Annotated in this window: 12 protein-coding genes and 2 pseudogenes; 11 read left to right on the forward strand and 3 right to left on the reverse strand. The window is 66.7% G+C overall.

Annotated features, from left to right (window positions below; all coding sequences use genetic code 11):
* The 3 genes and pseudogenes from PMI14_RS34050 to PMI14_RS04895 all read left to right on the forward strand — a co-directional run.
* Positions 1 to 142 (forward strand): annotated as a pseudogene (locus PMI14_RS34050) (2-dehydro-3-deoxyglucarate aldolase); the annotation flags it as partial.
* A gap of 25 nt (positions 143 to 167) precedes the next feature.
* Positions 168 to 1,145, forward strand: a complete 978-nt coding sequence (locus tag PMI14_RS04890) for a 2-dehydropantoate 2-reductase (protein ID WP_007850521.1) — start codon at positions 168 to 170, stop codon at positions 1,143 to 1,145.
* A 22-nt stretch (positions 1,146 to 1,167) separates the two neighbouring features.
* Positions 1,168 to 1,776, forward strand: coding sequence for a glutathione S-transferase family protein (locus tag PMI14_RS04895; protein WP_007850522.1), 609 nt, complete (start codon positions 1,168 to 1,170; stop codon positions 1,774 to 1,776).
* A 103-nt stretch (positions 1,777 to 1,879) separates the two neighbouring features.
* Here the strand turns inward: PMI14_RS04895 and PMI14_RS04900 are convergent, their stop codons facing one another.
* Both PMI14_RS04900 and PMI14_RS04905 read right to left on the reverse strand, forming a co-directional pair.
* Positions 1,880 to 3,460 (reverse strand): ABC transporter substrate-binding protein, encoded by a 1,581-nt coding sequence (locus tag PMI14_RS04900; RefSeq protein WP_007850523.1) that lies wholly within the window; start codon positions 3,458 to 3,460, stop codon positions 1,880 to 1,882.
* 121 nt (positions 3,461 to 3,581) lie between these two features.
* A complete protein-coding gene (locus PMI14_RS04905) occupies positions 3,582 to 4,196 on the reverse strand; it encodes a LysE/ArgO family amino acid transporter (RefSeq protein ID WP_007850524.1) in 615 nt (204 codons plus the stop codon).
* A gap of 70 nt (positions 4,197 to 4,266) precedes the next feature.
* On the opposite strand from PMI14_RS04905, the gene PMI14_RS04910 reads away from it, so the two are divergent.
* Entirely contained in the window at positions 4,267 to 5,175 is a 909-nt protein-coding gene (locus PMI14_RS04910) for a LysR family transcriptional regulator ArgP (protein ID WP_007850525.1), read from the forward strand.
* A 5-nt stretch (positions 5,176 to 5,180) separates the two neighbouring features.
* Here PMI14_RS04910 and PMI14_RS04915 read toward each other — a convergent pair whose 3' ends face one another.
* The gene (locus PMI14_RS04915; protein ID WP_007850526.1) at positions 5,181 to 5,987 is read right to left on the reverse strand and encodes a siderophore-interacting protein; all 807 of its coding nucleotides are present in this window, start codon (positions 5,985 to 5,987) and stop codon (positions 5,181 to 5,183) included.
* Positions 5,988 to 6,062: 75 nt separating this feature from the next.
* Between PMI14_RS04915 and PMI14_RS04920 the strand changes: the two genes are divergently transcribed.
* The 7 genes and pseudogenes from PMI14_RS04920 to PMI14_RS35895 form a co-directional block, all read left to right on the forward strand.
* Positions 6,063 to 6,524 (forward strand): MarR family winged helix-turn-helix transcriptional regulator, encoded by a 462-nt coding sequence (locus tag PMI14_RS04920; protein ID WP_007850527.1) that lies wholly within the window; start codon positions 6,063 to 6,065, stop codon positions 6,522 to 6,524.
* A 235-nt stretch (positions 6,525 to 6,759) separates the two neighbouring features.
* A complete protein-coding gene (locus PMI14_RS04925) occupies positions 6,760 to 7,281 on the forward strand; it encodes a GNAT family N-acetyltransferase (RefSeq protein ID WP_007850530.1) in 522 nt (173 codons plus the stop codon).
* Between the two features lie 21 nt (positions 7,282 to 7,302).
* Positions 7,303 to 8,550, forward strand: a complete 1,248-nt coding sequence (locus PMI14_RS33360) for an ABC transporter substrate-binding protein (RefSeq protein WP_007850533.1) — start codon at positions 7,303 to 7,305, stop codon at positions 8,548 to 8,550.
* A 34-nt stretch (positions 8,551 to 8,584) separates the two neighbouring features.
* Positions 8,585 to 9,106 carry a phage tail protein gene (locus PMI14_RS34055; protein ID WP_035202403.1) on the forward strand — a complete coding sequence of 174 codons (522 nt, stop codon included), beginning with the start codon at positions 8,585 to 8,587 and terminating at the stop codon, positions 9,104 to 9,106.
* A 14-nt stretch (positions 9,107 to 9,120) separates the two neighbouring features.
* The gene (locus tag PMI14_RS34060) at positions 9,121 to 9,642 is read left to right on the forward strand and encodes a phage tail protein (RefSeq protein WP_081497265.1); all 522 of its coding nucleotides are present in this window, start codon (positions 9,121 to 9,123) and stop codon (positions 9,640 to 9,642) included.
* Between the two features lie 30 nt (positions 9,643 to 9,672).
* Positions 9,673 to 10,173, forward strand: a complete 501-nt coding sequence (locus tag PMI14_RS34065; RefSeq protein WP_007850535.1) for a phage tail protein — start codon at positions 9,673 to 9,675, stop codon at positions 10,171 to 10,173.
* Between the two features lie 881 nt (positions 10,174 to 11,054).
* Positions 11,055 to 13,112: pseudogene (locus PMI14_RS35895) on the forward strand (Ig-like domain repeat protein); the annotation flags it as partial.
* Positions 13,113 to 14,734 lie beyond the last annotated feature (1,622 nt).

Below are 14,734 nucleotides of genomic sequence, written 5' to 3' on the forward strand. Positions count from 1 at the left end.
CGTGCCCCGCCACTGGCTGGCGGCGGGCGCGCTGTTCGTGGCCGTGGGGGTCGATACCATGCTGCTGGCCGCGGCGGCCAGGCAACTGGTAGCGCGCTTTCGCACGGGCGAAGCCGCCGCGACCAGCCCGAATGGCTACTGACAACGACACAGAAAGCAACCCGACGATGAAAGCATGTATCTACGGTGCCGGCGCCATTGGCGGCTGGATCGGCCTGGCCCTGGCGCAGGCAGGCAGCGAGGTCAGCCTGGTGGCGCGCGGCGCCACGCTGGCGGCCCTGCAGGAACACGGGCTGCGCCTGCGCCGCCCCGATGGCAGCGTGGCGGCAACCCCGGTACGCGCCAGCGACAGCCCGGCCGCCCTGGGTGTACAGGACCTGGTGGTCATCGCGGTGAAGGCGCCCGGCCTGCCCGAGGTGGCACGCGCCCTGGCGCCTCTGATCGGCCCCCAGACGGTGGTGCTGACCGCCATGAACGGTGTGCCCTGGTGGTTTCTCGACGGCTGCGGCGGTGCCGCCCAGGGGCGCACGCTGGAGTCGGTGGACCCTGGCGGCGCGATCGCCCGCGCCATCCCCGCCGGCCAGGTGCTGGGCAGCGTGGTGCACACCAGTTGCTCGCTGGAGGCGCCGGGCTTTGTGAAACAGCATTTTGGCAACCGCCTGATCGTGGGTGAACCCGATGGCAGCGCCAGCCCGCGGCTGCAGGCCCTGGCCGATGCGTTGCAGCGCGGCGGCATCGAGGTGGAGACCTCCACGAACATCCAGAAGGACATCTGGTTCAAGCTCTGGGGCAACCTCACGGTGAACCCGATCAGCGCCCTCACGGGCGCCACCACCGACCGCATCCTCGACGACGACCTGGTGCGCGGCTTTGTCTCGGCCGTGATGCTGGAGGCCAAGGCCATCGGCGCGAAGCTGGGACTGCCCATCGACCAGCAGCCCGAGGACCGCCATGCCGTGACGCGCAAGCTCGGTGCTTTCAAGACCTCGATGCTGCAGGACGTGGAGGCCGGCAAGCCGGTGGAGATCGACGCCCTGGTGGGCGCCGTGCACGAGCTGGGGCAGATCACCGGCATACCCACGCCCCACACGGCTGCCTTGCTCGGTCTGTCCCGCCTGATGGCCCGCACCCGCGGTTTGTACTGATTTTTCACCTCACCACGCAACCATGCTCAAGCTCTATTCCGCCCCCGGTACCTGCTCCCTGGCCGCAAACATCGCACTGCACGAGGCCGGCGCTGACCACGAACTCGTGACCCTGGACTTTGCCAACCATCAGCAGCGCAGCCCCGAGTACCTGGCCATCAACCCCAAGGGCCGCGTGCCCACGCTGGTGACGGAGCATGGCGTGCTCTCCGAAACGGTGGCCCTCCTGCTCTACGTCGCGCAGCGCTTTCCCGCCGCGAAGCTCGCTCCGCTGGACGACCCCTTCGCGCTGGCGCGCATGCAGGAAGTCAACAGCTACCTGGCCTCCACCGTGCACGTGGCGCACGCGCACAAGCGGCGCGGTGCGCGCTGGGCCGATGAGGCCAGCTCCATCGCCGACATGCAGCGCAAGGTGCCGCAGACCATGACCGAGGCCTTCAACGTCATCGAGAACCACTACCTGCAAGGCCCCTGGGTGCTGGGCGCGTCGTATTCGGTGGCCGATGGCTACCTGTTCACCATCGCGTCGTGGCTCAAGACCGACGACGTGGACATCGCGCTGTTCCCCAAGGTGGCGGAGCACACGGCGCGCATGCTTGAGCGCCCGGCAGTGCAGCGCGCGCTGGCCTGATTTCTCCGGCCCTCAAGAAAAAGCCCTCGCAGCCTGAACGGCTGCGAGGGCTTTCTTTTTGCGAGTGCGCCTCAACGAGGCTAGCCGGTTGAAGGCAAAGCCGTCAGTTGACCTTCAGGATGCGCCAGTCGACACGGTTGTCGGCGCGGTGCACGATGTCCACCTTCTGCGTGGTCGCCCAGGGGATGATCTGGTTGTACAGCGGGATGTGCGAGATCAGTTCGTGGTCGGCGATCAGGGCCTTCTCGATCAGGCCGTTGCGCGTGGCGGTGTCGGTTTCCTTCTTGATGCGCTCGATCAGCGCATCCTGCTGCGGGTTGGAGAAACGGCCCAGGTTGAAGTTGCCGTCGCCGCCAGCGCCGCTGGAGCGGATCAGCGACTGCAGCGAGTAGAAGGCATCAAACGTCGGCACGCCCCAGCCCAGGAGGTAGATGCTGGCCTCGTTGCGCTGGATCATCGGGAAGTAGGTGGCAAACGGCAGCGAACGCAGCTTGGCCTTGATGCCGATCTTGGCCCACTGGGCGGTGATGGCCTGGCACAGTTGCTCGTCGTTGATGTAGCGGCCTGCGCTGCAGGCAAAATCCACCTCGAAGCCCTGCGGGTAGCCGGCTTCAACCAGCAGCTTCTGCGCGGCGGCGGGGTCGTAGGGCCAGCGCGCGTCGGCCTTGGGCGTCCAGCCGTTGACCTGGCGCGCGATGATGGCGCCCGTGGGCTGGGCCAGGCCGCGCAGCACCACGCGCTGGATGGCGCTGATGTCGATGGCCTGGTAGAGCGCCTTGCGCACGCGCACGTCCTTGAGCGGGTTCTTGCCCTTGACGTCGGAGCCCGGCAGCTCTCCGCGGAACTGGTCCAGGCCCAGGAAGATCGTGCGGTTCTCGGCGCCGTCGAGGACCTTGAGATTCGGCGTCTGGCGCACGCGCGGCAGATCCTGCAGGCCGGGGTCGAGCACGAAGTCGAGCTCGCCCGAGAGCAGCGCGGCGGTGCGCGTGGCGTCGGATTTGATCGGGGTGTAGACAATCTGCGTCACGTTGCCGCCGTACTTGCCCTTGCCCCACCAGGTGGGGTTGGCCTTGAGCACCAGGCGCTGGTCGGACGTCCACGACTCGAGCACGAAGGGGCCGGTGCCCAGCGCATTGCGGTGCGAGAACGGCTCGTCCTTGGTCTTGATGTCCTTGGGCGACACGGCATTGTTCTTCTCGGCCCAGGCCTTGCTCAGGATGCGCAGCTCGGTGAGCTGGTTCACGAGCACGGGGTTGGGCACCTCGGAGAAGATGTCGATGGTGTACGCGTCGACCTTTTCCACGCGGTCGATGCCCTGGGTGTAGACCGCGAAGTTGGAGGTCTTGGCCTTGGCGCGTTCGAGCGAGAACTTGGCGTCGTCGGCCGTGAACTCGCTGCCGTCGCTGAACTTGACGCCCTTGCGCAGGGTCAGGCGCAGCTGCGTGGGGCTCACGCGCTTCCACTCGGTCGCCAGCGAAGGTTCTGGCTTGAAGGTCTTGCTGTTGTATTCGACCAGGGTGTCGTACACCGCGGCATGCAGCGTGTTGTTCACACCCACGTTCTGGGCATGGATGTCCCACGAGGACAGGTCGGTAGAGCGCGACCAGCGGAAGGTGTTGGCGTGGCTGACCAGGGGCAGCGCACCGGCCAGGGCGGCGGCCAGCAGGAGGGATTGGAATCGCATGAGGGAGAAGTGCTTGTGCAGAAAGTCTTTGTGCGCTGCACTATGGACTGCACCGCCCCCGGGGCGAACGAATTTCTCGTTGTAACCTTATGCGCCGCGCCCCCAGGGCGCCTGCCGGGTTTCAATGCAGCAGCAACCCCACGGCCAGTGCGACCATCATGGCCGCGACCACGGCATCGAGCACGCGCCAGGCGTGCGGCGATGCGAACAGCGGTGCCAGCCAGCGCGCGCCCCAGCCCAGCGAGGCAAACCATACCAGGCTGGCCAGGCTGGCCCCGGCCGCGAAGCCCATGCGCAGCGAGGGCGGGTAGGGGCTGGCGATGGCGCCGAGCAGCAGCACCGTGTCCAGGTACACATGGGGATTGAGCCAGGTGAAGGCCATGGCGGTGAGCACCACCGGCTGCCATCCCACCGCCCCCGCGCCTTCTGCGCCGACCTGCATCGCCGCAGGCCGCCAGGCCCGCAGCAAGGCGCGCCCCGCATAGGCCAGCAGAAAGGCTGCCCCCAGCCAGCGCGCGGCCACCAGCAGCGCCGGGTGGGCCTGCACGGCCGAGCCCAGCCCCCACACACCCGCCTGCACCAGGATGGCGTCGGACAGCGCGCACACGGCCACCACGGGCAGCACATGCTCGCGCCGCAGGCCCTGGCGCAGCACGAAGGCGTTCTGCGCACCGATGGCGATGATGAGGATGGCGGTCGAGGAGAAGCCGTTGGCAAAGGCCGAGGAAAGGTTCATGGGCCCGATGGTGCCCAGGCCCGCATGGAAAGAAAAGCTATACTTTTTTGCCACCCGTAAGCAAAGCTGAATGCACCTCGACACCGCCCAACTGGCCGCCCTGGCCGCCGTGCTGGAAGAAGGCAGCTTCGAGCGTGCCGCCCTGGTCTTGCACGTTACGCGCTCGGCCGTGTCCCAGCGTGTCAAGCTGCTCGAAGAGCGTGTGGGCCAGGTCCTGGTCCGCCGCGCCGCGCCCTGCACACCCACCGAGGCCGGCCAGGCCCTGCTGCGCCACGCCCAGCAAATGGCACTGAGCGAGGCCGATGCCCTGCGCAGCATTGCGGGCACCAGCGCTGGCCTGGCACCGGTGCGGCTGGCGCTGGGGGTGAACGCCGATTCGCTGGCCTCGTGGTTCGTGGACGCCATGGCCCAGGCCGCTGAGCCAGGCGAAGGGTTGGCCCTGCCCATCACCTTCGACATCCATGTCGAGGACCAGGACCATTCGTCCGAACTAATGCGCCAGGGCCGCGTGATGGCCGCCGTGACCGCCGACCCGCAGCCCGTGCAGGGCTGCCAGGTGGTGCGCCTGGGCACCATGCGCTACCGCGCGCTGGCCAGCCCCGCCTTCATGGAACGCCACTTCGCTCAGGGCGTGACGGCGGCGGCACTGGCCCAGGCGCCTGTGCTGGTCTTCAACCGCAAGGATGCGCTGCAGGAGCGCTTCATGCGCCGCATCGCGCGGCGCGCACTGGCGCCGCCGGTGCACTGGCTGCCCTCGTCCCAAGGCTTCGTCGCAGCCACCCTGGCCGGACTGGGCTGGGGCATGAGCCCCGACCAGCTGGCACGTGAGGCCATCGATGCCGGCCGCCTGGTCGAACTGGTGCCCGGCAAGCCGGTGGACGTGGCGCTGCACTGGCAGTTCTGGCGCCTGAACGTGCAGGCGCTGCAGCGCATGACGCAGGCGGTGCAGCAAGCGGCGTCGACGGCCTTGCTGCCGTAGGAGGATCAGGCCGGCAGATCCTCATGGTGGTCGGCCACGCCCTTCTTCCAGTACGCGGCGATGCGCATGCGTTTGGGGTTCACACCCGGCTTGGCCAGCACCACCTTGCGCAGGGCCGCCATGTCGGCGTGCTCGCCAGCCGCCCAGATATAGCCATCGCCCTCGGGAATCGCCAGCGCCTCGGCGGCATCAGGCAGCGAAGCCACCCATTGCAGATCCAGCCGGGCCGCCGTGGCCAGGGCACGCTGGTCGGCCGGGTTGCGCACCTGGATGCGCACGGTGGCACTTGCTTCGGCCGGTAGCTCGGCCAGGCGCCGCACCATGGCGGGCACCGCCGTCTCGTCGCCCAGCAGCCAGTGCCAGGCAAAGGCGGTGGGCACCACCATGCTGCCGCGCGGGCCGGCCACGCCCACCCAGTGGCCCGGCTGGGCGGCCGCCGCCCAGTCGGAGGCGGGGCCTGCATCGTGCAGCGCCACCTCGACGTCCAGCTCGCCCTTGGCCGCGTCGTAATGCGCCGGCGTGTAGTCGCGCAGCACGGGCCGCGGCTCGGGCATCACCGGGCGGCCATCCTGCACGGAGGGAAGGCTCGCGCGCTCCTGACCAGGGTGCGGCAGGATGAGCTTGAAGTGGTCGTCGAAGCCCGCACTCACGAAGTCGGCCATGTCCGGCCCGCCGAGGGTCAGGCGCACGAAGCCGGGGCTGACCTCGGTACGGCGCAGCACCTGCGCATGGCGTGCCTTCAGGGTGTGGCGGACTCGGGTGATGGCCAGGGCATCGGCCGGCGCGGCAGGGGATTGGTGTTCGGTGCTCATTAATTACAATGTTGTTGATTCAATCAACCAAATCATCTGCCAACAAGTTGACTTTGTCAACCGGTTGGTTTTGCCATGCACCGCAACCGCCCCCCCGCCGATGTCTTTGAAGCGATGCACGACCTGATGCACGTGTACCGCGCGCACATGGTGCGGGCCATGGCGGCCATCCACCCCGACCTGACCATGAACGAGGTGCGCGCGCTGGGCTTCATAGGTCGCCACCCGGGCGCGACGCAAAAGGACCTGGTGCGCCACAGCGGTGCCGACAAGGCCCAGGTGGCGCGCATGGTGGCGCAGCTGGCCGAACGCGGCTGGATCACCAGCCACCCCAACCCCGAGGATGGCCGCAGCCGCATCCTGGCGCTGAGCCCCGAGGGCCAGGCCCTGCAGGAGACGGTGCGCGGTCTGCGCCAGACGCTGTCGGCGCGGCTGCTCGCCGGATGCGACGCCGACACCCAGGCCCAACTGCTATCGCTGCTGGACAGGCTGCGCGGCGAGCTGGACGCCTTGCCGGCGTGCGGCCAGCGGGGCTGACGCCGGCCCCGCGCCAGCGATCTTTGTTGGCGCAAACGATTTGCCTGGTGACGCTGCGGCTTCGGGGCCACAATCGCACCAGCCGGTAAAACTTTACGTGCAATCGTTAAAATTTGCGTGTAACTTCGAGTTTTTGCGGCCCCGCGCCGCCAGGTAGCGCTTGCCCGGGTGGGCGGCGGCAAGAAAGGTGTGGCAAGTGGGAGCGTCAACGGCGAAGCAGCAGCAGGCCCTCGCGTTGCGTCCTGCAACGGAGCAGGACGCCGCGTTCCTGTGCGCCGTGTACCGCTCGGTGCGCGAGCCGGAGTTGCTCACCATCGGCTGGCCGGACGCGCAGATCCAGGCCTTCTGCGAAATGCAGCACCGCTTTCGCACGGCGGGGTATGGACAGTACCTGCCTCCCGTGGAAACGACCCTGGTGCTGTGGGAAGGCAACCCTGCGGGAATGCTTGCAGTGTGCCGCAGCGCAGAGCGCTGGGTGCTGGTGAACATCGAGCTGCTTCCCGCAGCACGCGGCAAAGGCATCGGATCCGAACTGATTGCCCGGCTCCAGCAGGACGCCAAGGCCGCTGGCGTGGGCCTGCGGCTGCAGGCCGCCAGCACCAGCCCCGTGGTGCGCCTGTACGAGCGCTGCGGCTTTGCCAGCGTGGCCGACGACGGCATGGTGCGGCAGATGGAATGGCCGCATGGCAAGCCACGGCGGGCTCCCGCAAGGAAGCCTGGCAACCGGGGCACGAATGAACAACAGACAGTGGACTGATTGAACCAGGAACAACGACCCATGGAATTCGAAGACACCGCGCCTTTGGCCTCAGGGGCCCCGGAATCCGAAAGCCGCCGCCGGTTTGTGATGCAGACCGGAATGGCGACCACTGCTGCGGTCCTGGGCGGCACAATGGGTCTGGCACACGCGGCACCACGCCCACAGCCGTCACTGTCGGCAGGGCAGTCCTTGCGTGTGGGCATGCTGCTGCCCGAAGGGCGGGCCTACCCGCAACTGGGTGCACAGTTGCTTGCAGGAGCGCGTGCCTATGCGGAGCAATCGGGCGGCGGGCGGCTGCACATCACCCCGGTCTTCTATGGCGGGCATACCCGCCAGGCAGAACGGGCTGCCCGTAAGTTGCTGGCGATGGAGCCGATCGATGTGCTGACGGGCTTTGTTGACCCCAGTGCAGCCGCGGGGTGGGCTCCCATGCTGGCGGAGCGCCAAGTGCCTCTCTTGGTAGGCGACACCGGCGCAAACGCACTGGACCCGAAGGCCCGCTCCTCATGGATCGTGCACAACAACCTGGGCTACTGGCAGGCGGCCTGGGCTGCGGGCCGCTGGGCGGCCAAGGCCCTGGGTCCGCGCGCCATCGTCGCGGTCGGCCCGGCAGACAGCGGTTTTGACCACCTGCACGCCTTTGAGCGCGGCTTTGCCTCGGCCGGCGGCCGCGTGCAGGCCACCGTCTTCACGCGTGCGGCGGACGGAACCAGTCAACTGGACGCACTGGCACGCCTGGTGCGCCAGACACGGCCCGATCTGGTGTTCGCGCTGGATTCCGGTCCCCGCTCCGCAGAGTTTCCGCAGTTCTGGGCCCGCTCGGGCGTCGCGAACCATGTGCAACTGGTGGTAGGAGGCATGCTGGCCGAAACCATGGCCGCCACTTCGCAACCGGCTGATGGCTCGCGCATATGGACTGTGCGCACCTTGCCAGCCACCCAGGATGACCGCCATCCCTCACAGTTCCATGTCTTGGGACAAGAACTGGCCCAGCGCCTGCAGGCGGCTGCTGTACTGTCGGCATCCATAGGCTCGCACGGCCTTCCATTGGCCCAGGCCCTGTCAACTGCTGTGCTGACGACCCCACGTGGAGAAGTGGGCCTGGACCCGTACTCCGGTGAGACCGTGGCACCCTTGTACCTGCAAGGCCTGCATTCCACGCCCTGGCGCTCCCCGTCGACTCTGCCCCCTGTTGCAACTGCCGCGTGCCATGGCTTATGCGAGGCCTTGGCCAGTTGGGTCGCTGGCACCTATTTGGCAGCTTGATTTTTCATTTGGAACGTCTCTAAGGCGATTAAAGATGGCAGACCCTAACCTTGGTGAGATCAGAATGTTCGCGGGCAGTTTTGCGCCTGTGGGCTGGGCTGTTTGCGATGGCCGGCAGATGGCTATCGCCAACAACGACGCCTTGTACGCATTGGTAGGAACCACCTACGGGGGCGATGGGATCACGACCTTCAATCTGCCGGACCTTCGAGGCAGGGCACCGATCAACCAAGGTCAGGGCCCCGGGCTTACAAGTTATTCACTCGGGACCGCCGCGGGGTCGGAATCGGTAACGCTCATGGTGCAACAACTGCCCAGCCATACCCATGCAGTGGAGGCAGGAGCCTCAGGCACGTCAGCGACACCCCATAGCGCCTATATCGGGTCCTCCACAGCGGCCAAGGATTTCCGCTACGCCAGCGCGACGGCTACCGACAACCTGTCCACGGGAACCTTGCAATCATCCGGAGGAAGCATGCCACATGAGAACAGATCTCCTTATCTGGCGATCTCGTTCATTATTTGCATCGCTGGCATTTTCCCCTCAAGAAACTGAACAGGAAGATTGAAATGGAACCTTTCATCGGTGAAATCCGGCTCATGGCGTTCAATTTTGCCCCTAGATATTGGGCTTTATGCAGTGGTCAAATCATTAACATTCAAAGCAATACCGCCCTCTTTTCCGTTCTGGGAACAAACTACGGGGGCAATGGAACCACGACTTTTGGCCTTCCGAATCTGAATGGCAGATCAGCTATTGGCGCAGGGCAAGGACCGGGGCTTTCCAACTACTCAGTGGGCGCGCAAGGTGGGGATGAGCGTGTGACACTTGGGCTCGCTGAAATGCCTGCACACGGGCATGCGCTCAAGGGGATTGCAAGCATTGGCGACGCTAGCTCCCTGCCCGCCTTGTCCCCTGCCCTCGCCTCCTCCAGCATCAGATCGAATCTTTACAGCACGGCGGGGCCAGACACCACCATGGCTTCAGCAGCTGCCCTGACGGGCGGAAACACGTCCCACAACAACATGCCGCCCTACCTGGGACTGCATTTTTACATTGCGCTCCAAGGCATTTTCCCGGCGCGCAACTGAGCATATTCATCATATTCTGGCGGCAATCAAATGGATGCTTTTATTGGCGAGATTCGCCTTTTCGGTTTCGGCTTCAACCCGAGGAATTGGGCTCCCTGCAATGGGCAATTGATGGCCATCGCGCAGAATCAAGCACTTTTCGCTTTGCTGGGTACGACCTACGGGGGCAATGGAACCACCACATTTGCGCTCCCCGACCTGCGCGGCCGCCGGCCACTGGGCACCGGGTCCAATCCCCCAGTCACCCCGGGTAGCCAAGGAGGTGCAGAAACGCACACCTTGCTGCTGTCGGAAATGCCCAGCCATACGCACACGGTGGGCGCATCCAACACGGTAGGGAACCAAGCCTCACCAGCCAACGCCTACCCGGCCCGATCAGATGTTGATGAGGCCTACAGCAGCGGCCCATCCCAGGCGGACAGCGGCTTGGTTGTCGCCACCGGGGGCAACCAGCCCCACGAAAATCGCCCGCCGTTCCTGGCGCTCAATTTCGCGATTTGCATTTCGGGCATCTTTCCGTCCCGCAACTGACAGACCTGACCGCCACGCAACCAACCAGGCGCTTGCGCGACAGGCAAGCCCTGCCCTTACGCACAGCCCACCGAGGAGCTCATTTCATGCAACGATGGATCCAAACCCCGAAACCGGCCGCATGGCTTGCCTGGGGCATGCTGGCGCTGGCCATGGGGGCCTGGGGGCATGCTGCGGCAGCCACCATCACGGTGAATACGCTGGGGGATGGCAACACGGGATGCACCCTGCGCAGGGCCCTTTCCAACGCCAACGGCGCCAACCAGGGGGCCGCAGAGTGCACGCGGGGAGATTCCGGCGGCAACGAAATCCGCTTCAATGCGGCGGCCCAGGCGATCGTGCTGACAGCGGGCAATGGCCCCTTGACCATCACGCGCACCCTCACCATCACGGGCAATGGCGCGGCCGCCACGAGCATCTCGGGAGGCGGCCTGGTCCGCGTGCTGGACATCCCTGTGGGCACCAGCGTGACCCTGGCCTTGAACGGGCTTACGGTGAGCAACGGCAAGGCGCTGGCCAGCAGCACTATGAGCAATGCGGGTGGGCTGTTCATTCCCGTGGGTTCCACCGCCAACCTGAGCAATTGTGCCTTCCGCAGCAACTCCGCAGAGTCCAGCGGCGGCGCCATCGAGAACCGCGGCGCATTGACCATCAATTCCTGCACCTTCTCGGGCAACACCGCTGCCGCTGAAGGCGGCGCCATCCGCAACATCGGCACGATGTCGGTGGGCACCTCTCTCTTCAACAGCAATACGGCCGACCGGGGCGGCGCTGTATGGGTCAGCCGCACGACCAGTACCACCATCGACCTCATCAGTTCGAGGTTCGGGGGCAACACGGGCGGAAGCACCGGAGGTACCGTTGTCCTGGACAGTTCGGTGATGAACGCAGCGATCAGCAACGTGACCTTGAACACGACAGGCAGCACTTCGCAGGGGCAGGCCTATCCCGAAGGACCGCCCACAATCACCGTTCAGCCTACCACCCCGGTCACTGCGGGCAATGCCGCCACACTGTCCGTCACAGTGACGGGCAGCGGCATCCCGCCCACAGGCAGCGTGGACCTGCTGTCCGGCGGTGCGGCCATCACCGACTGCTCCAATCTCGCACTGAACGGCAGCGGAATCGCCAGCTGCAGCCCGATCACGCTGGAAATGGGCGTGCACACCATCACGGCCTACTTCCCCGGGGACAGCACCTACACTGCAGGCACTTCCGCCGGCGAAGTTCAGGTGGTCAACGGCTCTACGAACCAGGACACCAAGCCAGTCACCGTGACTGGCCCGGAAAACGCCGAAGTATGGATAGGGGTGGAGAGTTCCAGCAGGGGCTCCATCGGCCCCAGCGGCAGGCTGACAGTCACGCTGAATACACCAGCTCCCGATGAGGCCAAGACTTTCCTGGTCCAAACCAAGACCGCAGGCGGTGGCAGCACGCTGGTCACCGGAACGCTCAAGATCACACGCGACGCCACGCCGCCGGTGTTCAACATCGTTCTGCCCACCCCTTCCGGCTACCTGGGTACCAGCAGCACGTTGAACTACACGCTGAGCGAGAACGTGGCGAGCGCCTCCATTGTGTTGACACGTGTCGGCGGCATCGCCGACCCGGGGTCGCCACACACCTGCGTGCTGCGCGGCACGGCGCTGAATTCGACCCCCAACCAGGTGGGCTACGCAGCCGCCCCGAATGGCTGCACGCAGACAATCGCCCTGGTCAGCGGCGCAATCTATGACATCGCCTTCAGTGCCACCGATGCGGTGGGCAATACCTCAGCCCCGCTGACCGTGGCGGGCGTAACCTACGACACCACCTCACCGCAGGCAAGCCTGGCACTGCCGGCCGTTGTTGCAAGCCGCACGCCCGCCATCGGTGCAGCATTCAGCGGATCGGACACCGGCTCGGGCATCGCCCCCGCCGATGGCTACTGCCTGCTGGAAGTCAATGCCGTGGGCAACTGCGGCTGGGGTGCGCAGCCTGCGAGCTACACGTTCAACAGCGATGGCACCAAGACGCTGTACGGCTTTGTGCGGGACAGGGCGGGCAACATCTCGGCTGTGACCACCGCCACGTTGGATGTGGACACCGGTTTCCCCAACACGCCGACATTGGCAGCGACCCCCACTTACGCGATCGGAACGTCCACCACCGTGGAAGTCCGTGGCGAGGTCGGTGCGCGGGTCTGGGTCAACGGCGCCAACACCGGCCTGGTCATCGACGGGGCGGGCAAGGTCAATCTCACGCTCGATACGAGCGGCATCGCCAACGGCAACCAGGCGACCTTCAGCATCACCCTGCGCGATGCTGCGGGCAACGTGAGCACTCCCACACTGGATCTGGTGTTGACACGCGATACGGATGTGCCTGTGTTCAGCGCCCTGGCGCCTGCCAACAGCAGTGCCATCAAGCTCGGAAGCACGCTGGGCTTCACGCTCAGCAAGGCCGTGGCCAGCGCCAGCATCATGGCAACCCGCACTGGCGGCACGGCCGACGGTGCCTCGCCCCACACCTGCACCTTGAGGGGCACGGCCCTGGCGGCCGGCGCCCACACCACGGCGCTGACTGCCGATGCAAATGGCTGCACGGCACCCTTCAACCTGGTGGATGGCGCGGTGTACACCTTCGCGTTCAATGCAACCGATGCGGCGACCAACAATGCCGCGACGGTCTCCATCACCGGCGTGACGTACGACACCAGCGCTCCATCGGCCCCGGTGGTGACCAGCCCTGCCGACAACGCATCGGCCGAAGGCAACTCGGTGGTCATCACCGGCACGGCAGAAACCGGCAGCCGGGTGGAGGTCCATGAAGGCGCCACCCTGCTGGGCAGCGCCACGGCCACGGGGGGCAACTTCTCGGTCACCGTGGCGGGCCTGAGCTTCACAGTGCACAACTTCACGCTCAAGGCGATCGATGCCGCGGGCAACGAAAGCGGCACCACGGCCCTGGCCTATACGGCCCAGGTGCCCAGCAGCGGTGGCGGATCGCCCCCGCCTGCGGTGATCACCCAGGGCACGGCAACCGTAGCGCCGGGCGCGCCCGTCACCATCGGCGGCAGCGTGCAGGTCACGGCATCCCCGGGCAGCACGATCACGCTCAACCCGCAATCGGGCGGCTCCACCATCACCCTGCCCCCAACAGGCAGCGGCGGCACCCCGGCGCCCGTGACCCTGGTGATCGGCGGCCAGACCTTCAGCATCCAGCCGCAGCCCAACACCTCCACGGTACTCAGCGTGGTCACCTTGACGGGGGCCAACGGACAGCCGCAGGTGGCCCTGGTGCTCAACCCGTCGACCTCGGGCGACTCGCAGGTGACGCTCAGCGGCACGGTGAGCCAGGGCACGGTGGTGGCCCTGCTGTCCACCAGCACGGGCAATCTGCCGCTGACGGCGCAGGGCGACGGCGTGGTGTCGGTCACGCTCATCACCACCCCGCGCGCTGCCGCAGGCACCCCCCAATCGTGGAGCGTGTTCGTGGCCACCGGCCGGGTGGCCTTGCCGCCGGCCTCCAACGGTGCCGCCGCCGTGACGGTATACAGCGGCGAAGTGGCGCGCCTCGACGGCGCAGGCAAGGTGCAGAGCGTGCGCCTGGGCACCGTGGCCGGCAACGGCCTGGGCGACCCGGTGCAGCGTGCGGACCTGCCGGCTGGCATCAACACCAGCGTGGGCTTCGTGCGCCTGGCAGGTGTGCCGACACGCACCGGCGGCAGCACGCCGCTGGAAACCCTGGTCAACGCGGGCCTGCGCACCGTCGGCATCACCAGCGGTGCGCAGTCCGCGGACGGCAGCGTCACCTGGACCCTGGGCGGCGTGAGCTTCCCCGTGGTGCCGCTGGAGGTGCGCGTGGTGCCCGCCCGCGCCGACGGCGTGACCGTGGCGGACGATGGCAGCATCGAGGTGGCCACGGCAGGCCTGGTAACCCGCTTCGGCCCGGCCCTGCAGTCCCTGCCTGCCATGGGCCAGGCCCTCACGGCCCTGGGCGCGACGACGGTGATGCAGCCCAATGGCGCTCTGCGCGTCTCCTTGGGCAGCACCGTCTTCCACCTGCGCGCCCAATGGCTGCCGATGGGACGCACGGGCAATGCCCCGGGCTTCGTCTTCCACAGCACGACCGGCCTGGTCTTCACGGATGCGAATGGCGTGAGCCAGGCGCTGCAGGGCGACGTGGCCGACTACGAAGGCCTGACCAGCCTACTGCAGTCGCTCCTGGGTACCAGCACCGTCCTGCGCACCGGCCTGGACCTGCAGACCGAGCTGGCGCTTGGCAGCCAGCGCTTCCTGCTAGTTCCCGATCTGGCGCTGCTGCCTGCGGGCACCGGCCCCGCCAACAGCAACTGGTGGTTCGAGGGCGCCAAGCTCTTCGTGCGCTACCCCGGCGGGCTGGTACAGGGCTTTGCCGTGACAGCGCGCTGAGCACGCTGGCAAGAACCCGGTCCAGCCGCGCAAGCGAAGCGGGAGGCGCCCAAGGCGCCTCCCGCTTTTTTTTGGAATGGACGGAACACCGGCAGGTGGACGGCCCGAACCTAGGACGTGTCATCAATCATTTCACCCCCGCGAAATGA

The sequence above is a fragment of the Acidovorax sp. CF316 genome, from assembly GCF_000276605.1.
In the GTDB taxonomy this organism is placed as follows: domain Bacteria; phylum Pseudomonadota; class Gammaproteobacteria; order Burkholderiales; family Burkholderiaceae_C; genus Acidovorax.